The organism is Streptomyces sp. NPDC059895, from assembly GCF_042731035.1.
GTDB lineage: Bacteria > Actinomycetota > Actinomycetes > Streptomycetales > Streptomycetaceae > Streptomyces.
In genome coordinates, this window is sequence record NZ_JBHWKO010000007.1 from 94879 (window position 1) to 119919 (window position 25041).

The 25041-nt window shown below is 71.2% G+C and carries 19 protein-coding genes and 1 pseudogene; 11 read left to right on the forward strand and 9 right to left on the reverse strand.

The window, feature by feature from the left end; genetic code table 11:
• Positions 1–115: 115 nt before the first annotated feature.
• The 4 genes from ACFV9M_RS10830 to ACFV9M_RS10845 all read right to left on the reverse strand — a co-directional run bounded on the left by ACFV9M_RS10830 (position 116) and on the right by ACFV9M_RS10845 (position 4977).
• Positions 116–2425, reverse strand: a complete 2310-nt coding sequence (locus ACFV9M_RS10830) for a tetratricopeptide repeat protein (protein WP_385062874.1) — start codon at positions 2423–2425, stop codon at positions 116–118.
• 46 nt (positions 2426–2471) lie between these two features.
• Positions 2472–3794 (reverse strand): serine protease, encoded by a 1323-nt coding sequence (locus ACFV9M_RS10835; protein ID WP_385062872.1) that lies wholly within the window; start codon positions 3792–3794, stop codon positions 2472–2474.
• Between the two features lie 146 nt (positions 3795–3940).
• Positions 3941–4129, reverse strand: a complete 189-nt coding sequence (locus ACFV9M_RS10840) for a DUF397 domain-containing protein (protein ID WP_385062870.1) — start codon at positions 4127–4129, stop codon at positions 3941–3943.
• On the reverse strand, positions 4126–4977 hold the full coding sequence (locus tag ACFV9M_RS10845) for a Scr1 family TA system antitoxin-like transcriptional regulator (protein WP_385062868.1): 852 nt from the start codon (positions 4975–4977) through the stop codon (positions 4126–4128). The genes ACFV9M_RS10840 and ACFV9M_RS10845 overlap by 4 nt, the downstream gene beginning before the upstream one ends.
• Before the next feature lie 163 nt (positions 4978–5140).
• Here ACFV9M_RS10845 and ACFV9M_RS10850 point away from each other — a divergent pair, with 163 nt between their 5' ends.
• On the forward strand, positions 5141–5599 hold the full coding sequence (locus ACFV9M_RS10850; protein ID WP_385062866.1) for an ATP-binding protein: 459 nt from the start codon (positions 5141–5143) through the stop codon (positions 5597–5599).
• A 250-nt stretch (positions 5600–5849) separates the two neighbouring features.
• On the opposite strand, the gene ACFV9M_RS10855 is transcribed toward ACFV9M_RS10850, so the two are convergent.
• The 4 genes from ACFV9M_RS10855 to ACFV9M_RS10870 all read right to left on the reverse strand — a co-directional run bounded on the left by ACFV9M_RS10855 (position 5850) and on the right by ACFV9M_RS10870 (position 12078).
• Positions 5850–7760: a DUF2264 domain-containing protein gene (locus ACFV9M_RS10855; RefSeq protein ID WP_385062864.1), complete on the reverse strand. Its 1911-nt coding sequence runs from the start codon at positions 7758–7760 to the stop codon at positions 5850–5852.
• A 302-nt stretch (positions 7761–8062) separates the two neighbouring features.
• Positions 8063–9382, reverse strand: a complete 1320-nt coding sequence (locus ACFV9M_RS10860) for a M60 family metallopeptidase (RefSeq protein WP_385062862.1) — start codon at positions 9380–9382, stop codon at positions 8063–8065.
• A 464-nt stretch (positions 9383–9846) separates the two neighbouring features.
• Positions 9847–10962 (reverse strand): LacI family DNA-binding transcriptional regulator, encoded by a 1116-nt coding sequence (locus tag ACFV9M_RS10865; protein WP_385062860.1) that lies wholly within the window; start codon positions 10960–10962, stop codon positions 9847–9849.
• Between the two features lie 129 nt (positions 10963–11091).
• Positions 11092–12078: a hydroxyacid dehydrogenase gene (locus tag ACFV9M_RS10870; RefSeq protein WP_385062910.1), complete on the reverse strand. Its 987-nt coding sequence runs from the start codon at positions 12076–12078 to the stop codon at positions 11092–11094.
• A 354-nt stretch (positions 12079–12432) separates the two neighbouring features.
• Here ACFV9M_RS10870 and ACFV9M_RS10875 point away from each other — a divergent pair, with 354 nt between their 5' ends.
• From ACFV9M_RS10875 to ACFV9M_RS10910, 8 genes are all read left to right on the forward strand, one after another.
• Complete coding sequence (locus ACFV9M_RS10875; RefSeq protein ID WP_385062858.1) at positions 12433–13434, forward strand: ABC transporter permease; 1002 nt, start codon at positions 12433–12435, stop codon at positions 13432–13434.
• A gap of 34 nt (positions 13435–13468) precedes the next feature.
• On the forward strand, positions 13469–14329 hold the full coding sequence (locus ACFV9M_RS10880; RefSeq protein ID WP_385062908.1) for a carbohydrate ABC transporter permease: 861 nt from the start codon (positions 13469–13471) through the stop codon (positions 14327–14329).
• Between the two features lie 67 nt (positions 14330–14396).
• Complete coding sequence (locus ACFV9M_RS10885) at positions 14397–16082, forward strand: hypothetical protein (RefSeq protein ID WP_385062856.1); 1686 nt, start codon at positions 14397–14399, stop codon at positions 16080–16082.
• Positions 16079–17515, forward strand: coding sequence for a M1 family metallopeptidase (locus tag ACFV9M_RS10890; protein ID WP_385062854.1), 1437 nt, complete (start codon positions 16079–16081; stop codon positions 17513–17515). Before ACFV9M_RS10885 ends, ACFV9M_RS10890 begins: the two co-directional genes overlap by 4 nt.
• 8 nt (positions 17516–17523) lie before the next feature.
• Positions 17524–19761: a right-handed parallel beta-helix repeat-containing protein gene (locus ACFV9M_RS10895; RefSeq protein ID WP_385062852.1), complete on the forward strand. Its 2238-nt coding sequence runs from the start codon at positions 17524–17526 to the stop codon at positions 19759–19761.
• Between the two features lie 72 nt (positions 19762–19833).
• Positions 19834–21018 carry a Gfo/Idh/MocA family protein gene (locus ACFV9M_RS10900; protein WP_385062850.1) on the forward strand — a complete coding sequence of 395 codons (1185 nt, stop codon included), beginning with the start codon at positions 19834–19836 and terminating at the stop codon, positions 21016–21018.
• A gap of 177 nt (positions 21019–21195) precedes the next feature.
• Positions 21196–21981 carry a hypothetical protein gene (locus ACFV9M_RS10905; RefSeq protein ID WP_385062848.1) on the forward strand — a complete coding sequence of 262 codons (786 nt, stop codon included), beginning with the start codon at positions 21196–21198 and terminating at the stop codon, positions 21979–21981.
• Between the two features lie 265 nt (positions 21982–22246).
• Positions 22247–23416 carry a polysaccharide lyase family 8 super-sandwich domain-containing protein gene (locus ACFV9M_RS10910; protein WP_385062846.1) on the forward strand — a complete coding sequence of 390 codons (1170 nt, stop codon included), beginning with the start codon at positions 22247–22249 and terminating at the stop codon, positions 23414–23416.
• A gap of 197 nt (positions 23417–23613) precedes the next feature.
• Here the strand turns inward: ACFV9M_RS10910 and ACFV9M_RS10915 are convergent, their stop codons facing one another.
• Complete coding sequence (locus ACFV9M_RS10915) at positions 23614–23832, reverse strand: hypothetical protein (RefSeq protein WP_385062914.1); 219 nt, start codon at positions 23830–23832, stop codon at positions 23614–23616.
• On the opposite strand from ACFV9M_RS10915, the pseudogene ACFV9M_RS10920 reads away from it, so the two are divergent.
• Both ACFV9M_RS10920 and ACFV9M_RS10925 read left to right on the forward strand, forming a co-directional pair.
• A pseudogene (locus ACFV9M_RS10920) lies at positions 23806–24018 on the forward strand (sugar phosphate isomerase/epimerase); the annotation flags it as partial. The gene ACFV9M_RS10915 and the pseudogene ACFV9M_RS10920 overlap by 27 nt on opposite strands.
• Before the next feature lie 137 nt (positions 24019–24155).
• Entirely contained in the window at positions 24156–25034 is an 879-nt protein-coding gene (locus tag ACFV9M_RS10925; RefSeq protein WP_385062844.1) for an SIS domain-containing protein, read from the forward strand.
• Positions 25035–25041: the final 7 nt, after the last annotated feature.

Genomic DNA, 25041 nt, shown 5'->3' on the forward strand with positions numbered 1-25041 from the left:
CGTACATCACCCTTCCTTCACCTGCGGTGCCGTGCACACGGTGTGCTGGGTGCCGATTCCGTCTGCCGGGTGCCGTGCCGTGCTTCGCTGTGCCGCACCGCGCCGTGCCGTGCGGTCACGTCCGGGTCTGAGGCCGTACCGCGTGCATGAGGTCCACGAGGTGTTCGTGGGCGGCGGCCGGCTCCTGGTGGCGTGCCGCCAGTCGCCGATAGTGCGACTCCATCCGCTCGCGCAACTCGCGCTCCGACGAGCTCAGACGTCTCAGACTGCGGGCGCTGAGCCGTTCGGCACCCCTTCCCGGAGAACCGGGCCGGTCGCTGAGGCTGTGCACCGCGTCCAGTTTCCATTCGTGGAGTTCGGTGCTCAGGCGCAGCGCCTCGTCCTCGGACAGGCTGGGCTCCCCTGCGCCCGGTCGTCGGCCCACGAGGCCGCTCAGCTGGGCCAGTGCCGCGTCGACCTCGGTGGGCGAGGGCAGGGGATCACCGTCTCCGGGCAGCCGGGCCGCGCGGATGCGCAGGGCGGCGATCCGGGCGACGGTGTGGTCCAAGGTGCCCTGCCGGACCCGGCCCAGCACATCGATGGCGGCCCGGCGGTCGTGTGCGCGGAGCGCGATCCTGGCCAGGCCGAGGGCGGCGCCGCCGTGCGCGGGGTTGCGGGCGAACACCGCCGCGTACAGTTCCTCGGCGGTGGGCTCGGCCGTGTCGTCGCCGAGGCGCTCCGCGCAGTAGGCGAGGGTGAGTTTGGGCGCGTACTCGCCGGGCAGTTCGAGGTGGACCTGCGTGAAGTGGGCCCTGGCCTCGGCGACCTGCCGCGGGTCGTCGTCGAGGTCGGCGCTGCGCAGCGCGAGCAGGGCGCGGTGCCACTCCAGCCGCCACCGGCGTACGGCGGACGGCCCGGGGATGGAGTCGGCCGTGTCGAGTTCCTCCTGGGCCCGCCGCAGGTCCTCGCGTGTGTTCCGGCCCAGCAGGACGCGCACGTTGTGCAGGCAGATCTCCACCGAGCGCGGCTTCTCGCCCTCCTGCGGGAGGAGCTGGCCCGGGTCGTAGCCGCTGCTCACCTCGAAGCGTGCGGTCTGCGGATCGCCCGGATAGGGTCTCGGCACCGGCAGACAGCCGGCGATCTCGGTGGGTGTGGGGGCGCCGAGGTCGAGGGCCGGTGCCACGGGTGGCTCGTACCGGTCGCGGCGGGGGCGGTCCAGCCAGTGCTCGATGCCCGGCACCGTGCCGAGCCGGGCGCCGAGCAACTGCGCGGACGGCCGGAAGTAGTCGGACGGCTCGGGCGGGTCGCTCTTGCCGCGCAGCGCACGGATCTCCCGCAGCGCGCCGCGCAGCTGGCCGACCATCTCACGGGCGTCGGCGAAACGTCGGCCCGGATCGGCGCGGACGGCACGGTCGACGACCCGCTGGAAGGAGGCGGTGCCGAGGCCGGGCACCTCGGCGACGGCCCAGCGGGCGAGTTCCCGCAGGGTGACGCCGACGGTGTGCAGGTCGTGGGCGACGGTGGGGATGGCCGACGCCCCGGTCTCGGGCGCCATGTACTCGGGCGTGACATGGGCGGGTGGCTGGCTCTGGCCCTGTTCGCGCATGCCGCCGAGATCGATGACCTTGACGCCGTGACCGTGGTGCACGACGTTGGAGGGCTTCATGTCCCCGTACACGAAGACCCGTTCGCCGTCGGCGTGCAGGTGGACGAAGGCTTCGAGGATCTGGCAGCCGTACGCCGCGACGTGCTCGATGTCGAGGACGGACTCACCGCGCCGGACCTCCTCGACGACTTTGGCGAGGGTGCCGTCGCCGACGTCGTCCATGACGATGTAGCCGCCGGTGACCTGACCGGTGTCGTCGCTCCGGGCGACGAAGTCGCGGATCTGGACGATGCGGGGGTGGCGGATGGCGACGAGGTTGCGGCGTTCGACGTCGGCGAGCCGGGCGCCGTCGTGCTCGTACCGGTTGAGCAGTCCCTTGACGGCGACGACGTCACCGAGATGGGTGTCCTCGGCGAGGTAGACCCAGCCCTGGCCGCCGTGCGCGATGGGGCCCATGATCCTGTACTGGTCGCGCAGCAGGTCGCCCTCGCCGAGTTCGGGCCGGTACGAGTAGCGCTCGCCGCAGGCCGGGCAGAAGCCCTCGATCGGCACCGGGCCCTCGGTGTAGGGCGGGGTGAAGGTGATGCCGCAGTCGGCGGACGAGCAGCCCATGCGGATGCGCAGCGGCGCCTCGGGACGGATGAGGCGCTCCCCGGCGGGACGCGGCTCCCGGTCGGGAAGCGCGAGGAGCTCGCGGGGGCCGAGTTCCCGTGGGTCCTCTGGCAGGGCGGGCAGCCCGGGGTCGTTCTCCGCGCGGCCGCACGCGGCGCAGTGGCCGGTGGGCAGCACGGTGCCGCCGCAGGGGGCCCCGGTGAAGCGCCGGTGCGGGCAGGTCGTCATCCTCTCGTGGTCCTCCTCCCTCGTGCGGGCCGGGCGGAGCACCGCATCACCGGTCCCCGTGGCGGCTCAGGTCGGCGCGCAGGGTCCTGATCAGCGCGCGCAGCCGGGTGAGTTGCTCCTGCGGGTCCCGCACATCGTCGATCAGGCGGCGCGCGGCTCCGTGCCGGTCGGCCGTCTCGGTCATGGAACCGAGGGAGGCACTGTCGACGACGTCGCGGCGGATCGCCTGGCTGAGCTCCGCGCGCCGCAGCCGGTGGAGCAGCGTGTCCGCGTGGCGGAGGAGCGCGGGCCGCAGCAGCAGGTCGCGGGAGGCGGTCCAGACGGGGCCGCCCTCGCGGCGGAAGACGAGCAGCAGCCGGAAGCCGAACCCCCGGAGCCGGTCCAGAAGTTCGATCAGGGGGCCCGGCTGGGGCTCCTCGTCGAGGCCGTCGACGAGGACCGTGACCGGCAGGACGGGCGCACGGTCGGCCACCCGCGCGGGTCGGGGCCTGGCGCCGCGCAGCCAGTCCCAGTACGCCAGGTACTCGCCGGCCGGGAAGGTGATCTGGTCCAAGGCGTGGTCGATGAGGTCCGGCCGGCCGGCGCCGCCGCGGTGGACGACGTGGGCGCGGTGCGTCAGATGGCGCAGCGAGCGGTCCTTGCCGCTGCCCGGAGGCACCACGGTGATCTTCACCGGGTCCTCGTCCGGGTCGTCGAACCACCGGGTCAACCGCTCCTCGAAACCGTGGTCCCAGGCATGGGGGCTGCTCAACTCCTTGACGAACGGCGAGACTTCGGCGATCCGGTCGATGGGGATGAGGTACGAGAAGGAGAGCCGGTTGTCTTCGGGCAGCGCTTCGCCCAGGTCGCCGCGCCAGCTGACGACGAGGCCGACCACACGGGCGGGACGGCCTTCCCGAGGCCGGGTGCACACGGCGGCGCCGCTGAAGCCGGCGCGCACCACCTCCGTCCTGGTGACGGCGTCGAGCTGCACCCGCTCACCGCTGGCGCCGCCGATGCGCCCCCACAGGCTCATGCCGTCGTCGAAGCCCTCCGCGTAACCGGTCGCGTACACCTCCATTCCGCCCCACAGCCTGGGCTCCAGCGGGGCGCGGCGCGCCTGCGGGCGAGGGCTGTCCAGGCGCAGCACGGCGACGTCCTCGCCGCTCTCGCCCTCCGGCAGCCAGCCGCCGGGCATGACGCGTGCGGAGACCGGTTCGAGCTCGCCGTTCTCTGCGAACTCCAGCCACATCACGGCGTCCGGGTGGCGCACCACGTGGGCGCACGTCAGCGCCGTGTACTGGTCGACGAGCACGCCGGCGCCACAGATGGGGCCGTGCGCGTTCTCGCGCCGCAGCCTGAGTCTCCAGTCCGCACGCAGTTCCCCCATACCGTCTCACAGTACGCGCACAGCACGGTGCGTCCCTAGAGTTGTGAGCGGGGTGGATCGGTCAATACCCCCCGAGGGCTACACCGCCCCTCCTCGAGTGAACGGCAACGCCCCGCGTCGGACGGGTCCGGCGCGGGGCGTGAGGGTCAGCTCTGGGCGGCGTAGGAGACGAAGTCGTTCCATGCGGTGGGGGAGAGGGCGAGTTCGGGGCTCCGCTGGTCCTTGGAGTCCCGGACGTGGATCGCCTGGGTGCCGTTCGCCACCTCGACGCAGTCGTCGCCGTCGGAACCGCTGTAGCTGCTCTTGAACCAAGCCCGTTCGTCGATGCTGCTCATAGCGCTCCTCGAAGTTGCTTCAGCAGGCTCCTGGAGTCGTCGGAGGTGAGAGCCTGTGAACGCAGTCTCGCATACCGCTGGAGCATGATGCTGACCTCCTTCGGGTCCGAGATCAGCAAGCCGCCGCGCTGCCCCTCCGCGTAGCCGAACCACTTGTTGTCCTGCGCTTCGAGGAGCCGCAACGGCCCGTCGAAGCCAGCGTGATCCGGCTGGTATCGCGGCATGACCTGCAACTCGACGTTGAACTGCAACGACCGTTCCAAGAGGCTGTCGAGCAGTTCCCGCGTCACATCAGGGCCTCCCGTGCCGCGTTCGACCAGCGCCTGCTCGATGATGAAGCTGAACGCGATCGGAGGCTTGCGCTCGAACAGTCGCTGGCGCTCCAACCGAGCCGTAACCTGCTCGGCCACCTGCCCCTCGTCCTTCACGGGCGGCACGCTTTCGGTCACGGCTCGCGCGTACCGCTCGGTCTGGAGCAAGCCGGGAATCACCCGGCACTCGTAGGTCCACAAGGTCACCGCCCGCGCCTCCAGCCGAGCCCACTGCCGGAACCAACTCGCCAGCCCCGCCTGCCGCGACAGATGCGGCGCCGCCTTCCGCAGTGCCCCCGTGTTGCCGAGTGCCTCCTCCGCTCGCTCCACGAAGTCCCGGTCCGGCATCCGGCGGCCCTGTTCGACGGAGGCGACCGTGTGTTTGGAGAAGCGGACCAGGCCGCTGAACTCCTCGCGGCTCAGGCCCGCGTGCTCCCGCAGGGCCTGGACGACCGCGCCGAACGTGCGCAGACTGTCCGACGCCCCCGGTTCCGCGCTGCCCGCCCCCGTACCGCTCTCCGTGCATTCGTAGGCCACCGTCGGCCACCTCCCGCGCACCCGCCACGCCCGTACCGCTTCTGACTCGGCTCCATCGTCACGCAGAGTGCCGCGTACCGTCTACCGAATGTGCGCGTACGCTGACTCTGCGTACGCGGGTCGCTGCTGGCGAACACCCCTGAACCGCCGCCAGATTGGGCATATGACGCCACCGTCCACCCCAGTGACCCGCCAAGGACCCGTCACCGTACGTGTGTTCACCCAGCAGTTCAGCTCCACCCCGCGCGGGGCCCGCCTCGCCCGCCGGCTCGTACTGCACCAGCTCGACGGCTGGGGCGTGCCGCACGGCAGCGACGCGTCCGACACCGCCGCCCTGCTTGTAGCGGAGCTCGCAGCCAACGCCGTCACGCACGGGCGTGTCCCCGGCCGGGACTTCGAGGTCACCGTCAGTCTCCTCGGCCGGACCCTGCGCATCGAGGTCTCCGACACCCGGGACGAGGTACGGCCCCCGGCGCCCGGCGCTCCCCGCCCCGCGCCCCAGCCGCTCGCGGAGACCGGCCGGGGCATGCTCCTCGTGGAGGCGCTCGCCGACCGGTGGGACGTCCTGGACCGCGCCCCCGTCGGCAAGACGGTCGCCGCCGAGCTGGACCTGACCGGCTGACGGCCCGGACGTCCGGGCCCCACAGGCCGTGGCGCCGAGCCGGCGTGGCCGAAGGACTCGTGCCCCGCGCTTCCGTGGACGCCTGGGAGCACACCGACCCGAGCCGCCACCGGTGAAGGCGGTGGCCGCCGCCGGCGCACCGTGCCGGCGAGCCGCGGGAGAGCAGCTCGGTGGCCGCTCCCACAGGCGTCCGCTCCGGCGGACCGGCGGCCGTGGTCGGACGGACCGGCGGCCGTGGTCAGAGCCCTTGTCAGGAGCCGTTGTCGAGGCGCTGCGGGACGACGGTGACCGTGCCGCCGTCGGGGAAGGTGACCCGTACCAGATCATCCTGGACGGTGCATGCGATCGCCTCGCGCAGGGCCTGGGCGTGCACCGTGTCCCGGGCCAGCGCCACGAGGGTCACATGGACGCTCGGCCCGCCCGGGTGGCCGTGCGCCGTCAGGTACGGGGTCGCCGAGTGGGGCCCGTAGGCGTTCGCCTCGGCCTCGCGGGCGATGCCGCCGGTCTCGTCCCAGCCGTACAGGGCCACCACGGCACTCGTCAGACCCGTCCGGGTACGCGTGAGAGCCCAGCCGGGGCCCAGGTCCGCGTACGGCAGCGTGTCGTCCGCGACCGCGTAGCCGCCTTCCCGGACCGACGCACCCACGGGAGCCCGCAGCCAGTGCACCCGGATCTCCCACGGGCCGTGCAGGACGCTGGTCGACTCGATCGGGAACTCCTCCCGGTGGTCGGGGAGACAGGCGTGATACCGAGACGTGGCGCGACGGTCCGCACAGGTCAGGGGGTGGATACGGCGGCGGCGGGACGGAGTGCCGTCCGGAGCGATCAGGGCCAGGTGGTTGTCGACCGCGCGTTCCTGGACGTGGGGGGACGACTCGGGGGCGGTGGCCGTCGAGTAGGCGAACCTCGTGTAGTGCGGGTCGTCCTCGCCCGGCCCGTCCTGAGGATTGTGGTCACTGCCGTGGTTGATCAGGCGGACGACGCCGTCGTGCGGCGTTCCGTGCAGCAGCCAGCCCGGTGCCGGCAACGCCGTGAACTGGATCGACTCCTCCACGGGCAGCGGCTGTTCACGTTCGGTCCACACCGGATGGCCGGCGGGCAGCAGCAGACCGAGGAACGCCTTGCTCGCCCAGTAGGGGGAGGCAGGACCCGAATACGGCTGTGTGGCCGGCAGGAACGTGTCGTACCAGCCGAGCGGCAGCAGCCCGCGCCGGTCGGGTACGCCCCGTTCCACGAAGTGCCGCAGCGTGCCGGAGGCCAGCCGCCTGGTCAGGCCGGGCGCGAGCGGGGTGCAGTCGGCCAGGGCGCCCATCCACACCGGTGCGGTCACCGCGAACCGGTAGGTCAGGGAGCGGCCCTGGTGCACAGGCGCCCCGTCCGCGCCGAAGAACTGGGGGTAGGTGCGCAGGAACCGGGCGAGCCGCTCCCGGTAGACCTTGACCCTGCCTCCGTCCCCACCGGGTGTGGCCATCCGCGCCCACATCAGGGGGTAGAGGTGCATGGCCCAGCCGTTGTAGTAGTCGAAGTTGCGGCCGTCGCCGTCCGTGTACCAGCCGTCACCGATGTACCAGTCCTCGATACGGTCCAGTCCGGAGTCGATGTCGCGCTGGCTGAAGGGGGCCCCGACCGATGCCAGGAACTGCTCCGACACCACCTGGAACAGGCGCCAGTTGTTGTCCCAGGTGCGATGGCCCACGAACCCGGAGAGCCAGTCCACGACCTGCTCCCGCACCCGGGTGTCGAGCTTGTCCCAGATCCACGGCCGGGTCTCGTGCAGGCCGATGGCTATCGAGGCGGCTTCCACCATCTGCTGTGAACAGTCGGTGAGTTCGGGCCATGCCTCGCCGCTGCCCCGTGCGGTGCCCGCCGCCAGGCCCTCCGTGTACCTCTCGATCAGGCCGGGGGTGACCTCTCCGTTCGCCCCCGCGATCCGGAACGCGGCCAGCAGGAAGGACCGCGCGTACCCCTCCAGTCCGTCCGAGACGATGCCCGACCAACTGGCCCGTCCCGGCAGCCGGTACTGTGCGAACCGGGGCGTCGCGTAGGGGACGAGGGCCTCCAGCTGCCGGTCCGCGAGCGCTTCCCAGTGCGCCCGGGTCCATCCGGTCCGCGGGGACAGGACGCGGTCGGTCGGCGGCAGGTCCAGATGAGGTGCGGGCATGGTGGTCGACCTGCTCCTTTTCGGGTGACCGCAAACGTGCTGCGGCTGGTGAGGTGTTCGTGCCGAGGAGAGCGCTCCGACCGGCCTCGGGGGTGCCTCTGTGCTGCCGGGCCGGGCGGTGGTCGGACCTCTCATCAGCGTCTCCAACGGCGCTTACCAGGCCCGGTGACACCCCCCCCCAGGTCATCCGTTCGACAGAGGGGAACAGCCATGCCGGACCCGGAGGCCGGCGGCCCTCTCGCAGGACCGCGAAGAACATAACGGGGGGCGGCTCCGACCGGGCGTCGGAGCGGCCCGCGCGGTCATTCGGTCAGGGTGGAGGGATCGACGTGTGGCTGCGGCAGGTTGAGCGCGGCGAGTTCCGTCCTGCCCTGGTCGTCGATGGGGAAGGCCCACCTGTTGACGAAGAAGTCGGTCAGGTCGTAGCCGGCGGCCCTGCTGGAGTAGGTGGCCAGGGCCCGGTAGCGCTTCGCGGTCTCCGTGTAGGCCGACTCGGGGTGCTCCACCCGGACCAGCTTGTGCATCCGGGGCCAGAAGCTGTCGCCGAAGGCCAGCTCCAGCTGGCGCAGGGGCACCAGCTTCTCGTACGCCCCGAAGGACGTCTCGTACGCCAGACCGCTCGTACCGAGCTTGGGCAGGGCGGACTCGTAGGGGGTGAGGCCCGTGGTCGAGTTGGGGTTCAGGAGGTTGCTCGGCTGGCCGAGGGCGCGTTGCACGGCCAGCGAGTAGATGTTCACCGTCACCTCGGTCAGCCCGGTCGGCTTGTACGCCCACTGCTGGTGCGTGTGGCCGAGTTCGTGGTACAGCCCCCAGCCGCGGGTGAGCAGGCCCTGGACGGTGGTCGCCCGGTCGAGGTAGGCACGCGGGAAGCCGTTGTAGCCGTGGGTGGCGTACGCGCCGACGCCCGAGGGGACGACGGGGACTTCGGTGAAGTGGAAGCCGCCGGCCTTGGGCCGGTGGACCGGTGCGGAGCCGTCCAGGCCGCTGATGTCGTTCTCGGCCTGGATGATCCGTTCGTAGAGCCGGAGCAGGGCGGCATGGTCCTCGTCGCGGTACAGCAGCGCGCCGTCCCGGCTCAGCGTCACGATGGAGCGGGGGCCGCGCAGCTCCACGAAGGGGATGTCGGTGAGGGTGTCCAACTGCTTCTGGTAGGCGGACTCATCGGTTCGGCCGAGCACGAAGACAGGCATCGCCGAGTCGCCGGAGCGGAACCGGACGGTCGCCCGCTCACCGTCGCCGGCGAGGGAGAAGTAGACCGGACCGCCGTAGGGGTCGGTGACCGTGTTGGTGCCCGGCGTGAGCGGGTATTCGCGCGGCGCTTTGACGGTGCCGTAGTAGTCCCACTGGCCTATCCACAGGGTCGGCACCAGCCCGTCGTGGGCCCGTACGTCGAAGGTGAGGGCCGTGTTCGCGGGCACGTAGCGGCCGGTCGGCTGGAACGCGCCGGCCCGCAGGGCCTGGACCAGACGCAGCCGTTCGGATTCCGCGGACGGCCGCGCGACGAGTTTCACCGAGCCGCCGCCGGCGGAGGCGTGCGCGGTACCCGAGCCGAGGGCGAGCGCGGCGCCGACGGCACCGGCGGTGGCGAGCAGCGATCGGCGGGAAGGAGCGGAAGGATGCACGGGAGACGTTCTCCTAACGAGCCAGGGGCTCTTGTGGAGGTCGGGTTGTCCGGTGGGCGCGGAGCGGGCCGCTGGGGAGCTGGGCGGGACCTGGTCCGCGACCGTGTGGGCGACCGAGGACGGGGAGCTGCCCCGAGACCGGGGCGGGCCGTGGTGAACTACCGCGCGAGCAGGCCGTCGCGGCCGCGGCCCGCGGTCCCCGGACGCGACGGGTGGAGCACAGGGCGGTGTCGTGCGGGCAGGGTGCGTCCGGATGTTCCCCATGGGGTTCACCGGATACGACGGACAGCATGTAAGCGTTTGCTGTCGATCCGCAAGACGGGGCGTGAATTTACTGCTCGTTACTATGACGGCCCCCTCGGCTCGCCCCCGCACCGCACGTCGAGGTGGCGCGCGACGCGAACCGGTCGCCGGATGCGGATCACCGCCGAGCGGTTTCCCGGCAGCAGCGGTCGTCGACCGTGTCAGCGGCTCTCGGCGCGCCTGCCGTTGCCGCTGCGACGGCCGGAGCGGGGCGCCACCGAATCCCGCACCACGATGTGCGTGCCGAGCCGGAGCACACCGGTCGTGGGGGCACGCCAGTCGTCCTGCTCACTGCCGCCGAGGGCCACGCGCACCGCCTGCCGTCCCATCTCCTCCAGGGGGACGTGCACGGTGGTCAGCCGGGGCCGCAGCTCCTGCGCGACCGGTACGTCGTCGTATCCGACCAGCGAGATGTCCTGCGGCACCCGGACCCCTGCCTCCTCCAGGGCCTGCGCCGCACCCGCCGCGACGATGTCGTTCGCCGCGAAGACGGCGGTGAAACGCGGTCCCTCCCGCAGCAGCGCCGCCATCCTGCGGTATCCGAAGGTGCGGCCGAACGCGCCCGGCTGGATGAGCTCCGGGTCCGGCTCGACACCGCGCAGTTCCAGGGCGCGCCGATGGCCGGCGAGGCGGTCGATGGTGGTCGACAGGGCGGGCGGTCCGCCGAGGTAGAGGATCCGCTCGTGGCCCTGGGTGAGGAGGTGGTCGGTGAGGGCGAAGGCGCCGCCCTCGTTGTCGTACTCGACACCGGCCGTGGGGACGTCCTCGCCGAGTGAGGGCCGCCCGCACAGCACCAGCTTGGAACCGGAGGCGTCCAGTTCGCGGGCCCGCCGGGCCAGTTCGGCCCGGTAGGCGCGGTCGGCGACGCTGCCGCCGACCAGGACCACGGCGTCCGCGCGCCGTTCGTGCATCAGGTCGATGAAGGACAGCTCCCGCTGCGGGTCGCCCTGGGTCGTGCACACCAGGCAGAGCCGGTCGCCCGCACCGGCCTCCCGCTCGACACCACGCGCGATGTAGGCGTAGAACGGGTCGACGACCTCGCTGATGATGATGCCCACGGTGGCTCCCGAGACGCCGGCCAGGGCCCGTGCGTGCGCGTTCACCACGTAGCCGAGTTCGCGGACGGCTTCCATGACACGTTCACGGGTGGCGGCGGCGACCGGGTAGTTGCGGTTCAGGACCCGGGACACGGTCGCGGTCGACACCCCCGCCAGCCGGGCCACGTCCACGACGGTGGCCCGGTGCCGGGTATCCGGCGCGGACTTCTGCCGGGTCATCCGGCCCACCCCCTTGGTTCTTGGTCTGCCGTCCCGTGAGCTGTCCGAACCATAGCCTGTGGGCTGCGGCGGATGTCCGGTCATCTGGTCTCCTCCAGGGAAACCCCGCCCTTCGGGGCAGGGCGCGAGTCAAGCGATCCGTTCCAGGTCCGAGAGACGTACGGCGTGCTGAAGGGGGAGTCCGCTCGCGTAGCGGGCGAGTTCTTCGACGGCCAGCGCGCCGAGCCGCCCCATCTCGTTGCCCTGGGCCCCGGCCAGGTGCGGGGTGAGGAACACGTTGGGCAGGTCCCACAGCGGATGCCGGACCGGCAGCGGTTCCGGGTCCGTCACGTCGAGAACCGCGTCGATCCGGCCGCTGACCAGGTGCGGTGTGAGCGCCTCGGTGTCGATCAGCGAGCCGCGCGCGGTGTTGACGACCAGGGTGCCCGGACGCAGCAGACCGATGCGCCACTCATCCAGCAGACAGCGGGTCTCGGGGGTTTCCGGCGCGTGCAGGGTCACCACGTCACTGGTGGCGACGAGCGTGTCGAGGTCGGTGGCGGTCGCGCCGAGCGCCCGCGCCTCCTCGGCGCTGACGTACGGGTCGTACAACAGCACCTCGGCATCGAGGGAGCGCAGCAGTTCGAGCACCCGGCGGCCGATCCGGGAGGCGCCCACCACACCCACGGTGATCCGGTGGGTGCCGAGCCAGTGGTGTCCGGCGAGGTCGGCGGCGGTGCGGTGGGAGCGTCGGGCGGCGAAGAGCCGGGCCAGCGGAAAGGCCCGCTTGGCACCCATGACGATCGCGGCGAAGGTGAACTCGGCGACCGGCACGGCGTTGGCCGCCGCGGCCGACGAGACGACGATCCCGCGCTCGTAGGCCGACTCGCTGAGGAACGTCTTGACCGTGCCGGCCGAGTGGATCACCGCACCGAGCCCGGGGGAGCGGTCGAGCGTCTCCTCGTCGACGGGCGGGCAGCCCCAGCCGGTCAGCAGCACCTCGCACGCGGCGAGTGCGGCAAGCGCTCCCGGACTGCGGAACTCCTGGATGACACCGGCGTGCCACACGTCGGCGACCTCGGCCAGCCGGGCCCTCGCGGGCGGCGGGAAGACGTCGTCGACCAGTGCGGGGTCCATGGCGAGAACCGTGCGCGGACGGTGGGCGGCCGTCCGGTCGGCGGCCGTGCCGACGGCCCTGGCACCGGGTTCCGCTGGCGTCTCGGCAGTGTCCCGCATGGTACCTCCGAATGGTAAGCGTGTACTACAAGTTACCGCGAACCGTAGGGATTTCGAGGACAAAGCGTCAAGCGACTCCGATCCGAGCGGAGAGAGAAGTCCCTGCTTGGGCCAAACTCCGGCGAGATCAAGGCAAGTTGAAGCAAGTGCTTAACACAGATGTTTCGTGGCGATCTCTTGACGCCGTAGTTAACCGCTTACTACTTTTCGGGCGGCAGAAGCCCATACGCGCCACCAGCCGAACAGGACTCCTCCATGGCTGACACAGCATCTTCCCTGCCCCTCAGGGGCCGGCGGCAGAATGCCGAAGGGGCGACACCGCCCGCGGTTCTTCGCAGAAAACTCACCGTCTGGCAGCGCGTCAGGCGCGACAAGGTGATGCTGCTGTTCTGCCTGCCCGGTCTGCTCTACTTCCTCGTCTTCCACTACGTACCGCTGCTCGGCTATGTCACCGCCTTCCAGGACTACCAGCCGTATCTGGGGTACGCGAACAGCGCCTGGGTGGGCCTGAGCAACTTCGCCACGGCGTTCGGCGAGCCCGACTTCTGGTCCGCCGTCGGCAACACCCTGACCATCGCCCTCGTCGAACTCGTCTTCTTCTTCCCGGTGCCGATCGGGCTGGCCCTGCTGCTCAACAGCGTGACCAGCGACCGACTGCGCCGCTTCGTGCAGAGCGTGGTCTACCTGCCGCACTTCATCGGCTGGGTGATCATCGTCTCGATCTTCCAGCAGATCCTGGGCGGCGCCGGCGTCCTCCCCGACCTGCTGGACTCGGTCGGTCTGCCCCGCTACGACATGATGAGCGATCCGGACGCCTTTCCCTGGCTGCTCACCCTGGAGCTGGCCTGGAAGGACTCCGGCTGGGGCACGATCATCATCCTTGCCGCCCTGCTCAACATCGACAAATCGCTGTACGAGGCGTCGGCGATCGACGGCGCGGCCCGGTTCCGCCGCCTGTGGCACGTCACCCTCCCCGGCATCGCACCGGTCATCGTCCTGCTGCTGATCCTCAACCTCGGGCAGATCCTCTCGGTGGGCTTCGAGCAGATCCTGCTCCAGCGGGACGCGGTCGGCCCCGGTGCGGGTGAGATCCTCGACACCTACGTCTACTTCCACGGCATCAAGGACGGCTCCTGGGGGGTGTCCGCCGCGGTCGGACTCGTGAAGGCGGCCATCGGGACCGTCCTGGTGCTGGGCGCCAACAAACTCGCCCACGTCTTCGGCCATGAAGGGATCTACCGTGGCGCAGACCGCTGACCGTCACCTCCGCCCGGCCGGCCGCCCGCCGTGGCTGGAGCCGCCGACCCGCCTGGGCCGGGCTGCCAAAGGAGTGACCCTGACACTCGTGGTGGCCGCCGTCGTCTACCCGCTGCTCGGGGTGATCGGCACCAGCTTCGCCTCGCAGAGCGACATCATCAGGTCCAGCGGCCTGGTGCTCTGGCCGGAGCACCCCACGCTGGAGGCCTACCGGACCATCTTCACCGGCGGTGTCGTCACCCGGGCTCTGCTGGTCAGCGTCTGCGTCACCGTCATCGGGACGGCCCTGGCGCTCCTGGTCACCATCGGCATGGCCTACGGCCTGTCCCGGCGGGACGTGGTCGGCTCCCGCTTCATCCTGATGACCGCGCTGTTCACGATGCTGTTCAACCCCGGAGTCATCCCGAACTTCCTGCTCGTCAACGAACTCGGCCTGTACAACACGTTCGCGGCGCTGGTGGTGCCCACCCTCGTCAGCGCCTTCAACCTCGTGGTGCTGCGCGGCTTCTTCATGAACCTGCCCGAGGAACTGTACGACGCCGCCAAGGTGGACGGCGCGGGCGACTTCCGCACCCTCGTCCGGATCGTGCTGCCGCTGTCCAAGGCCGTCATCGCGGTCATCAGCCTCTTCTACGCGGTCACCTACTGGAACGCCTTCTTCAACGCGATGCTCTACCTCGGCGACAGCGACAAGTGGCCGCTGCCCATGGTGCTGCGCACCTTCGTCCTGCAGGGGCAGGGCCTGGACAGCGCCGTCGCCGGCGAGTCCGTGGCTCCTCAGCAGTCGGTGCAGATGGCGGTGCTCGTCGTCGCCGTCGTTCCGATCCTGTGCGTCTACCCCTTCCTCCAGCGCTACTTCACCAAGGGCGTGCTCACCGGCGCCGTCAAGGGCTGAACCCGCCGCCGTCCCACGGCGCCGCCCGGCAAGCCGTCCCACCGCGCCCGACCTCAGGAGATCCCGCATGCCCAGAAGTACCGACGACACCCGGATCAGCCGCAGAACCCTCTTCCGTATCGGCGCCGGCGTGAGCCTCGCGGCCACGACGGGTCCCCTGCTCACCGCGTGCCAGAGCGGGACCACGGCCGAGAAGGCCACGGCGAAGAGCCGTTCGCTGCTGCCGGCCACGACAGTGACCGACCTCGGCGTCAAGCCCGCATACCCGGGCACCGCGCAGGGCGTCCCCCAGGGCTTCGTCCACTATCCGGCCGATCCCGTCCGCTCCGTCAAGGGGACTCCCCTGAAGGGCGCGAAGAAGATCAGCGCGTCCATGGAGACCTTCTCCCCGCCCGCGCCGGCCCGGGGCGAGAACGCGGCCTGGCGAGCGATCGAGGAGCGGCTCGGAACGCAGGTCGATGTCCAGGCCGTCGGCACCGACGACTGGCCGACCAAGTTCGCCACCATGGTGGCCAGCGACAGCCTCACCGACATCTTCATGTACCCCGAGACCGGCGGCGTGGCGCACAAGGCCTCGTTCCTCGCCGCGAAGTGCGCCGACCTCACCCCCTTCCTCTCCGGCGACAAGGTCAAGGACTACCCGAACCTGGCGGCGATCCCGGCCACCGCCTGGCAGCAGGCGATCTACGGGGACAAGCTGTACGGCATCCCCATCGCCCGCGCCGGCAGCGGGGGAACGGGCTACTACCGCCACGACCTGTTCGCCAAGGCCGGGGTGGACAGCCTCGACGAGATCACCGACGCGGACCGCTTCTTCGAACTGTGCAAGGAGCTGACCAGGCCCAAAGAGAAGCAATACGCGATCTCCGCCGACATCACCATCCTGCTCGCCATGTCCTACGGCGCGCCCTGCTACTGGAAGATGGACTCCGCCAAGGGCACCTTCACGCTCGACCTGGAGACCGACGACTACCGCGAGGCCGTCGCGATGGCGGCCAAGCTGTACGCGGCGGGGTGCTTCTACCCGGGCACCGTCCAGATGTCGGGGGCGCAGAAGGCCCAGTACACCGACCTGTTCAAGAACGGACGGGCCGCCTACGTCTACGACGGCTGGCCCTCCTACCTCACCCCGGGCACCGGCTACCTGGACGCGATGGCCGCCATCGACCCCTCCTACGACGTGCGTCCGATGATCCCGTTCGGCAAGTCCGCGGTGACCTGGAACAACAACGCGACGCTGAGCGAGTGTTTCATCAAGAAGGCGGACGACTCCCGGGTCAAGGAGATCCTGCGGCTCGCGGACTGGGCCGCGGCACCGTTCGGAACGCAGGAGTACACCCTCATCAACTACGGCGTGGAGGGGACCGACTTCACCCGGAACGCCAAGGGCGAACCGGTACTCACCGACCAGGGTGCCCAGGACGTCGCCGTCCCCTGGAAGTTCCTGGCCTCGGCCACCCCCGCGCTGTACTCCGCCGCGCACCCCGAGGGCGTCAAGTACCTGCACGAGGCCTACCAGAAGATCATCCCCAAGCTCGTCGCCGACCCGACGGCCAGTTACTCCTCGCCCACCTGGGAATCCAAGGGGTTCGGCAGCCTCCTCACCCTCAAGGGCGACTGGATCAAGGACATCGTCACCGGCCGCAAGTCCATGAAGACCTATGACGACCTCGTCAAGGAATACCTGGCCAAGGGCGGCGAGCAGTCCCGCAGCGAGTTCGAGGAAGCCGCTCAGAAGGGATCCGACGCGTGACCAGACTGCTGAGCACCGCCATCACGGCCGTCGCCGCCACCGTGGCCCTCACCCTCCCCGCACAGGCAGTGGCCTTCGACCCCCAGCCCGGAGCGGCGGGAGCGGGCGACCCGCTGTTCCCGACGCTGGGCAACGGCGGCTACGACGTCCAGCACTACGACCTGGCCTTCGACTTCACCCCGGTGACCTACGACTTCACCGGGACCATGACCATCACCGCGAAGGCCACCCAGGACCTGTCGTCCTTCAACCTGGACATCGACTCGTACGCCATCGACCAGGTCACGGTCAACGGCAAGGCCGCCACCTGGGCGATCTCGAAGGGCCAGAGCGGTCAGGAACTGACCGTCACCCCGGCCGGCGACGGCCTGCACGACCGCCGGCTGTTCAAGACCGTCATCACCTACCACGGCAACGGCAGGACCAAGCCGGTCGGCGCCGTGGGCTGGCGCTACATGAGCGACGGCGGCTTCGTGTCCGCGGCGCAGGCCTCCCGGGCCGACACCTTCGCCCCCGTGAACGACACCACCATGGACAAGGCCACCTGGTCCTTCCACCTCACCGCCCCCGACGGCTGGACGCCCGCCGCGAACGGCGTCGCCACCGGCACCCACCCCGCGAGCGACGCGAGGACGACCTGGGACTTCCGGCTGGACTCACCCATGGCGCCCGAACTCCTCGGCATCTCCGTCGGCCGGCAGACACGGATCACCGGCAAGGCGCGCGGCGTCAGGCTGCGCAGCTACGTCCCCGACGACCAGGTCGAGCGCTACCGGCCGATCGTGGAGCGGACCGGTGAGCAGATCGCCTGGCTGGAGGACACCCTCGGCGTCCGCTTCCCCTTCGACACCTACGGGGTGCAGATCGTCCGGGACGGATACAGCGACGCCCTGGAGAACCAGACCCTCTCCCTGTTCGGCCCGAACTGGTTCGCCGACTCGGCCACGTCCACGACGTACACCAACGTCATGATCCACGAGCTGACCCACCAGTGGTTCGGCGACTCGGTGACGCCCACCACCTGGCAGAGCGCCTGGCTCAACGAGGGACCGGCCGTCTACTACGCGGCCGTGTGGGCGGAGCAGCAGGGCGGCACCACGCTTGAGGAGAAGATGCACACGGCGTACACGAAGCTGGACGCCGTACGCAAGAGCGACGGTCCCCCCGGACTGCCCACCGAACTCGGCGGGTTCAACATCTACGACGGAGCCGCGGTCGTCCTCTACGCCCTGCACGAGCGGGTCGGCCAGGAGAAGTTCGACGCGATCATCAAGTCCTGGCTGATCAGGCACCGCGACTCCAACGCCGACACCCAGGACTTCATCGACAACGCGGTCCAGGTCACCCACGACTCCTCGCTGCGCCCCTTCCTGGAGGACTGGCTGTTCGCCGCGGACAACCCGTCCATACCCGGCCACCCGGACTGGAGTTGAGCGCCCCCATGCACACGTTTCGCCAAGTGATGCTGGCCCTCGCGGCCGCCACCGCTCTCGCGGCTCCGTCGGCCGCCGCACCCACCGCCGTCGCCGCGGGCGACGTCCCGGCCAGGACCCTGCACGCGGCACCGGATGGCGCGGGCTCCGCCTGTTCCGAGGCCCGGCCCTGTTCCCTGACGACCGCCCGGGACACCGCGCGGAAGACCGAGGGGCGCGACATCCGCGTCGAACTGTCGGGCGGCACCTACGCGTTGACCGAGCCCCTGGAACTCGGTGAGGCCGACTCCGGCCAGGACGGACACACCGTCACCTGGACCGCGGCCCCCGGCGCCGCCCCCGTCCTGTCCGGCGGCCGCACCGTGCGCGGCTGGCGGCCGGGCGCCGGCGGGACCTGGACCGCGACGGTGCCCGACGGCGTCACCCCGCGCCAGCTCTTCGTGAACGGCGTACGGGCCGTCCGGGCCCGCGGCGACTCCTGCGCCGCCTCGGTCTGCGACGCCACCGCCACCGGCATGACAGGCGCCGTGAGCACCGGCATCGCCGGCTGGGCGCGGCCCACCGACGCCGAGGCCGTCATCAAGGTCCGCTGGCGCGACTACCACTGCCGGATCGCCTCGGTCAGCGGTGACCTGATGACCTTCGCCCAGCCCTGCTGGACCAACTCGTCCTCCGGAACCGGCCGCACCGGGCCGGCCTGGGACACCACGACCGTCGACTCCAGCCGCTACGCCAAGGTGGCCTACTTCGAGAACGCCGCGGAACTCCTGGACGAGCCGGGTGAGTTCGTGTGGGACTCGGACGCCCGTACGCTCACCTACCTGCCGCGTGCGGGGCAGGACATGCGCCGGGCGCGGGCCGTCACCCCGGCCGTCGAGAACCTGCTGGTCCTGGACGGCGCGCACGACGTCCGTATCGAGGGCGTCTCCCTCCAGTACGCCGCCTGGCAGCAGCCGTCCACCGACGAGGGCTACGCCGGCACCCAGGCCGGCCTGACCCTCACCGGCACGACCGGGCCCGTCGACCACGCGGGCCGGTACTACACCAAGCCGGCCGCGGCGCTCACCGTACGCGGCGGCCGGCGGGTCGTGGTCGACGACGTGGACTTCACCCGCCTCGGCGGCGCCGGAGCCGTCCTCGAATCCGGCACCCAGGACTCCAGCGTCACCCACTCCACCTTCACCGACCTGTCCTCCGGTGCCCTCTACGTGGGCGACACCGACCCCCAGCCGGCCGCCGCACTCGCCGGTGAGCGCAACACGGTGGCCCACAACACGATCCGCGGCACCGGTGTGGAGTTCACCGACTCCGTCGGCATCTGGGCGGGCTACGAAGCCGGACTCACCGTCGACCACAACACCCTGGACGACCTTCCGTACTCCGGTATCTCGGTCGGCTGGGGCTGGAACCAGCCGGAAGCCCGGGAATCGGTCCTGCGCGACAACAAGATCAGCAACAACCGCATCACCGACGTCATGCGCGTCGACGCGGAGCAGCACGACGGCGGCGCCATCTACACCCAGGGCTCCCAGCCCGGCACCGTCATCTCCGGCAACTACCTCAACCGCAGCGCGTACGGGAACACCGAACGCGACGGCAACGGCATCTACCTGGACGAACAGTCCAGCCACATCACCGTCACGGGCAACGTAATCACCCGCGTCGGCTACAAGTGGGTGTCCAACTGGGCGGACTACGGCATCGACAACCAGGCCACCGGCAACTGGACCGACACCGCCGCCCCCGCCCTGGCCGGCACCGGCTCGACCATGACGGACAACGAGACCGGTCTCGACCGACTGCCCGCGGCCGCCCTGAGGACCGCACGGCAGGCGGGCGCCGAGGGACACGGAGAGGTGGAGCCGCTCCGCCCCGACCTGGCCCGCACCGGCACGGTCACCCAGTCCTCCACCAGCGGCACCGCCGGCGCCGGTCGCGCCGTCGACGGGGACACCACCACCGACAGCGCCACCCTCTCCGAAGCCGGCGCCTGGTGGCAGGACGATCTCGGCGGCTCCCGGCACATCGGCCGGATCGAGGTCTGGAACAGCGCCGCCATGAGCACCGCCGACTTCGACGTCCAGCTGGCCGGGACCGCCGACTTCACCGACGCCGTCACCGTGCACGTCACCGGCAAGGCACTGCGGCCCACCGTCCTCGACGTCGACACGGACGCCCGCTACGTGCGGATCCAGCGGACGGGTACCGGCGCCGTCGGCCTCGCCCAGGTCCTCGTCCACCCCTGACGCCCCGGACACCGGGGCCCCGCGGCCCCGGAACCCGTGTCTTTCGCACGCCTCTTCAGCGAAGGAGTGACCATGACCGATCTCCGGCTCGGCGTTCTCGGCTACGGACTGCGCGGGACACTGGCCCGTACGGCCCACCGGCCCGGAGAGGGCTCGCGTGTCGTGGCCGTCGCCGACCAGGACCCCCGGGCGCGCGCCCGGGCGGCCGGGGACTTCCCCGACGCGCGGATGTCCACCGATCAGCGTGCGGTGACCGAGGCCGACGACGTCGACGCCGTCCTCGTCCTCACCCCGGACCACACCCATGCCGATCTGGCCTGCGCGGCCCTGAAGGCCGGCAAACCGGTCTTCGTGGAAAAGCCCCTCGACATCAGTGTCGAGCGCTGCGACGAGATCCTGCGCACGGCCCGGGACACCGGCACCCGCCTCTACGTGGGGCACAACATGCGCCATATGCCGGTGGTCCGGCTGATGCGCGACATCATCGAGCGGGGCGAGATCGGCGAGGTCAAGACCGTCTGGGTGCGCCACTTCGTCGGTTACGGGGGCGACTGGTACTTCAAGGACTGGCACGCCGAGCGCCGGTTCACGACGGGACTGCTGCTGCAGAAGGCCGCGCACGACATCGACGTCGTGCACTGGCTCGCACACGGCTACACCCGCCAGGTGCAGGCGCTCGGAGACCTCATGGTCTACGGCGGGATTCCGCACCGCCGTGCCCCCGGTGAACCCAAACCCGAGGACTGGTACACCAGGGACGGCCACTGGCCGCCCGCCACCCAGCGCGGCCTCAACCCCGTCATCGACGTGGAGGACGTCTCCCTCGTCAACATGCGGCTGGACAACGGGGTCCTGGCCACGTACCAGCAGTGCCACTTCACCCCCGACTACTGGCGGAACTACACCGTCATCGGGGACGCCGGCCGTCTGGAGAACTTCGGCGACGGCCCCGGAGCGGTCGTCCGGGTGTGGAACACGCGCCGCTCCACCCATCGGGAGCGGGGCGACGCCGAGTATCCGGTGCCCGCCGTCCAGGACAACGCCGGCCACGGCGGCGCCGATCCGCTGCTGGTGGACGAGTTCGTCCGGTTCGCCCGTGAGGGCGGCCGCACGGACACCTCACCGGTCGCGGCACGGATGTCGGTGGCGACCGGTGTGCGCGCCACGGAGTCGCTGCGCGACGGCGGCTCCCCGCGCGAGGTGGCCCCGCTCGCTCCGGAGCTGGCCGCCTACTTCGCACGCGGCCAGACCGGGTGACCGCGGCAGCCCCACGGCCCTGCCCGGTGCGGCCGGCCCGACCGCGGACAGGGCGGTCGGGCACGGAGAGAAGACCGAACCGAACAGCGCCGTCCCGGGCGGCGAGGGCCGTCCCGAGGACGCCGGCGCGTTCGTCCCCACGGCGAGCAGTCCCAACGAACAGGAAGGACACCCCTGATGACGCGTGAGAAGAGAAAACGGCGTCTGGCACGAGCAGCCGTCTCCCTCGGAGCCGCCGCCCTGCTGACGGTGGCCGTGGCCGGAGAGAGCTGGGCCTCGACCCCCACCATCAAGTGGTCCAGCGGCGCTCCCAGCCCGGTCAGCCAGTTGACGCTCCCGATGTCGTTCGAGTCCGCACCCGACGCGTCCGGGATCTACTTCGCCTACTACACCACCATGGAGAGCGGCACCCGCCCCTACGCGGGCTTCCAGCCCAAGCCCGTCGACTCGGACGGCGACCCCAACCTCCAGGCCGTCTTCAGCTCCTTCAACGCCAACGCCACCACCACCGACAGCAACTGCACGCTCGGCGCCGACGGCGGAGCCGGCGTCAGCTGTGCGGTCCGGTTCGCGTACACCAAGGGCACGATGTACGCGATAGTGCTGCAGCGGGTGAGCGACAACGGCACGACCGAACTGCTGAGCGGCGACGTGGTCGACACCACCACCGACACCACGGTGGCCCACATCGGCAGCTTCAGTCTCCCCAGCTCGGCCGGTCTGTTCAAGGTGTCCGACTCCGGCTTCATCGAGCCCTACCTCACCGCCGGCTGCTCCCAGCGGGTCACCGTGACCTACGGCACGCCCACGGCCACCCAGGACGGGGTGACCTACACCGGCACCCTGCCCACGGTCACCGACCCGTCCTCGGGAAGCTGCCTGAGCACCACGTCGACCGAGACCAGCGCGGGGCGGCAGGTCACGGTCACGGGCAACTCGTACGTGTCCGACTCGTCGAGCTGACCCCCGGCACGACACCCGCCGGACCGGTACCCACCCCACGCACCGCACGGAACGCGAGCGGGTGAGGACCGGTCCGGCCCGCACCCGGCACGAACAGATCGCACGCCCGGCCCGGCGCCCTGCGATCCGTTCTCCGTCCTTCTCCGTCGTTCTCCGTCCCTCACGTCGGCACCCGCCCGCCGCAGGGCACCCACCAGGAACGTCGAACCGAGGGAACGTCCGAGGCAATCTCCGAGGCAATCTCCGAGGGAACAGGAGCCCCGCCATGCACCTCACCCCACGCAGACGCACCCTCCTCACGGCCGGCGTCGGCGCCCTGCTGCTCCCGCTGCCCCTGAGCCTGTCGTCGAAGCGGATCGCGGCCTACGAGGCGGGCAATGGGGAGAACCTGCACGGCTGGTACACCGGCGACGGGATGGCATACCTCTATAACGACGACCGCACCGCGTTCTCGGACGGGTTCTGGCCGACGGTGGACCCCTACCGGCTCCCCGGCACCACCGTGGACACCCGCCCCCGCCTCGACGCCGGCACCGCCGACGGCACCAGTACCCACCGGCCCGCCAACTCCGTGGCCGGTGGCGCCGCACTGGGCGGCCGTTACGGTGCGGCGGCCATGGAACTGGTCGCGCAGGGGAGTTCGCTGCGTGCGAAGAAGGCGTGGTTCTGCCTGGACGACGCCGTGGTGGCGCTCGGCGCGGGCATCACGGCCACGGACGGGCGCACCATCGAGACCGTCATGGAGAACCGCAACCTGCACGCGGAGGGAAGGCACCGGCTCACCGTGGACGGCGCGGTCCAGCCCACGGAGTCCGGCTGGTCGTACGAGTTCACCGAGGCCCGCTGGGCACACCTGGAAGGCGTCGGCGGCTATGTCCTGCCCGGTGGTTCGTCGCTGCGGGCGCTGCGCGAGGAACGTACCGGCAATTGGCTGTCGATCAACACCGGCGCTGACACCGCCGGCAGCGCCGACAGCGTCACCCGCCGTTATGTCACGCTCTGGTTCGACCACGGGGTGTCGCCGGCCGGGGCCGGCTACGCGTATGTGCTGCTTCCCGGGTTCAGCGCCGCCCGGACCGCGGCCTGGAGCCGCTCGCACCCGGTCGAGGTCCTCGCCAACACCGGCGAGGTGCAGGCGGTACGGGCGCGCCGCGAGGGTCTGTACGCCGCGCACCTCTGGCAGGCGGGCGCCGTCGCCGGGATCGCGCTGGACGGTCCCGGCACCGTGCTGGTCCGGCGCCGGGGACAGGAGACCGTGATCGCCGTCGCCGACCCCGGCCGGACGGCCACCACGCTCACGCTGGAACTTCCCTGGACCGTACGTGCGGTCAAGACCGCGGACGACACGGTCACCGTCACCACGGGCCGGCGGCCGACGCTCACCATCGACGTCGCGGCCTCTCATGGTCATACCCACAGTGCCGTGCTGGTCTGATCGACATGACGTGGCGGCGGCCGGTCGGCGCGATGCGGCATGTCGACGGGCTCCTGCTCGGCCGTGCCGGCAGGTGGTGGCCAAGGGAGGTCGTCGGCCTGTCGTGCGGGGCCTCGTACCGGAGCGGGCCCCCGCCCGGTGGACTTCGGCGACTGCCTCTCCCGTTGCCGCGGGAAGACCGGCTCCCGGTCCGGCGCTCACGCGTCCGGCGGCGGCTCGAAAGCGGTGGCGAGGGTGCCGGGGGCCACCGGTGTGCGCTTCTTCCAGCCCCGGGTGCGGATCATCCGGACCGGGCCGTACTCGTCGTAGACGACCACGCGGTCCCTGCCCGGGGTGTCGGCCGTGCCGCCGCCGTCGAGCGCGTCCTCGCGGCCGCCGATCACGCCGCCGTGGGTGCCGTCCGGGACGTGCTGCACACCTGGCGCGCCGGAGATAGCTGTGCGGAGTCGGCCAGGGTCCTGGCTCCCTGGCTGCACCACGTTCAGATCAAGGACGTCGCCACCCGCGACGACCTGAGTCCCGTCCTTCCGGGCAAGGGGACCGTTCCGCTTCAGGAGGCGCCCGCAGCACTCGCCACCGTCGGATGTCGCGGCTGGCTCTGCCTGGAGTGGGAGAAGCACTGGTTCCCCGGTGCGCCCGGACTCCCGGAGGCACTCCGGCACACCGCCGGTCTGCTGGAGCGGGGCTGTCCCCCTCCTCCCCCGCACCACCCCCTGAGCACCGACCAGAGAGGCACCTCATGTCCTTCACCCAGGAAGAGATCACCACGCAGCCGTCGTGCTGGCTGCGCGCCGCCGATGCCGTCGAGGAACACGGCGGGGCGCTGCCGCGACCAGGCGAGGACGTCGCGGTCGTCGGCTGCGGAACCTCGTGGTTCATGGCCCAGTCCTACGCCGCACTCCGCGAGTCGGCCGGGGAGGGCCGTACCGACGCCTTCGCCGCCTCAGAGTTCCCGCCCGGCCGCCACTACGACCGCGTCGTCGCGCTGACCCGCTCGGGCACCACCACGGAGGTGCTCGATCTGCTCGCCCGGGTACGCGGCGACTCGGTGACGACCGCGATCACGGGGGACGACGCCACCCCGGTGGGGCAGGCGGCCGACCACGTCGTCGCCCTTCCCTTCGCCGACGAACGCTCCGTGGTCCAGACCCGGTTCGCCACCACGGCTCTGGCCCTGCTCCGTGCCCACCTCGGGGAGGACCTCACCGGTGCCGTCGAGGACGCGAAGCAGGCTCTCGTGGAACCCCTCGACCCCCGGGCCGTCTCCGCCGCGCAGTTCACGTTCCTCGGCAGTGGCTGGACCTGCGGACTGGCCGAGGAGGCCGCGCTGAAGATGCGTGAAGCCGCCGGTGCCTGGACGGAGAGCTACCCGGCGATGGAATACCGGCACGGGCCGATCAGCATCGCCGCGCCGGGGAGGGTGGTGTGGGTGTTCGGCCCGGTGCCACCGGGCCTGTCCCGGGACATCGCGCACACCGGCGCCAGGCTGGTCCACTCCCCCCGCGATCCGCTCGCCGATCTCGTCCGCGCGCAGCGCCTGGCCGTGGCCGTGGCCGAGGCGGCCGGTCTGGATCCGGACCGGCCGCGCAACCTGACCCGCTCCGTCGTACTGGCCTGACGGGAGA

What these genes read in the sequence shown, in the direction of transcription:
- ACFV9M_RS10830 (WP_385062874.1), bottom strand. Translation starts at nt 2,425, where the DNA reads ATGACGACCTGCCCGCACCGGCGCTTCACCGGGGCCCCCTGCGGCGGC.
- ACFV9M_RS10835 (WP_385062872.1), bottom strand. Translation starts at nt 3,794, where the DNA reads ATGGGGGAACTGCGTGCGGACTGGAGACTCAGGCTGCGGCGCGAGAAC.
- ACFV9M_RS10840 (WP_385062870.1), bottom strand. Translation starts at nt 4,129, where the DNA reads ATGAGCAGCATCGACGAACGGGCTTGGTTCAAGAGCAGCTACAGCGGT.
- ACFV9M_RS10850 (WP_385062866.1), top strand. Translation starts at nt 5,141, where the DNA reads ATGACGCCACCGTCCACCCCAGTGACCCGCCAAGGACCCGTCACCGTA.
- ACFV9M_RS10855 (WP_385062864.1), bottom strand. Translation starts at nt 7,760, where the DNA reads ATGCCCGCACCTCATCTGGACCTGCCGCCGACCGACCGCGTCCTGTCC.
- ACFV9M_RS10865 (WP_385062860.1), bottom strand. Translation starts at nt 10,962, where the DNA reads ATGACCCGGCAGAAGTCCGCGCCGGATACCCGGCACCGGGCCACCGTC.
- ACFV9M_RS10870 (WP_385062910.1), bottom strand. Translation starts at nt 12,078, where the DNA reads ATGGACCCCGCACTGGTCGACGACGTCTTCCCGCCGCCCGCGAGGGCC.
- ACFV9M_RS10875 (WP_385062858.1), top strand. Translation starts at nt 12,433, where the DNA reads ATGGCTGACACAGCATCTTCCCTGCCCCTCAGGGGCCGGCGGCAGAAT.
- ACFV9M_RS10885 (WP_385062856.1), top strand. Translation starts at nt 14,397, where the DNA reads ATGCCCAGAAGTACCGACGACACCCGGATCAGCCGCAGAACCCTCTTC.
- ACFV9M_RS10895 (WP_385062852.1), top strand. Translation starts at nt 17,524, where the DNA reads ATGCACACGTTTCGCCAAGTGATGCTGGCCCTCGCGGCCGCCACCGCT.
- ACFV9M_RS10900 (WP_385062850.1), top strand. Translation starts at nt 19,834, where the DNA reads ATGACCGATCTCCGGCTCGGCGTTCTCGGCTACGGACTGCGCGGGACA.
- ACFV9M_RS10905 (WP_385062848.1), top strand. Translation starts at nt 21,196, where the DNA reads ATGACGCGTGAGAAGAGAAAACGGCGTCTGGCACGAGCAGCCGTCTCC.
- ACFV9M_RS10910 (WP_385062846.1), top strand. Translation starts at nt 22,247, where the DNA reads ATGCACCTCACCCCACGCAGACGCACCCTCCTCACGGCCGGCGTCGGC.
- ACFV9M_RS10925 (WP_385062844.1), top strand. Translation starts at nt 24,156, where the DNA reads ATGTCCTTCACCCAGGAAGAGATCACCACGCAGCCGTCGTGCTGGCTG.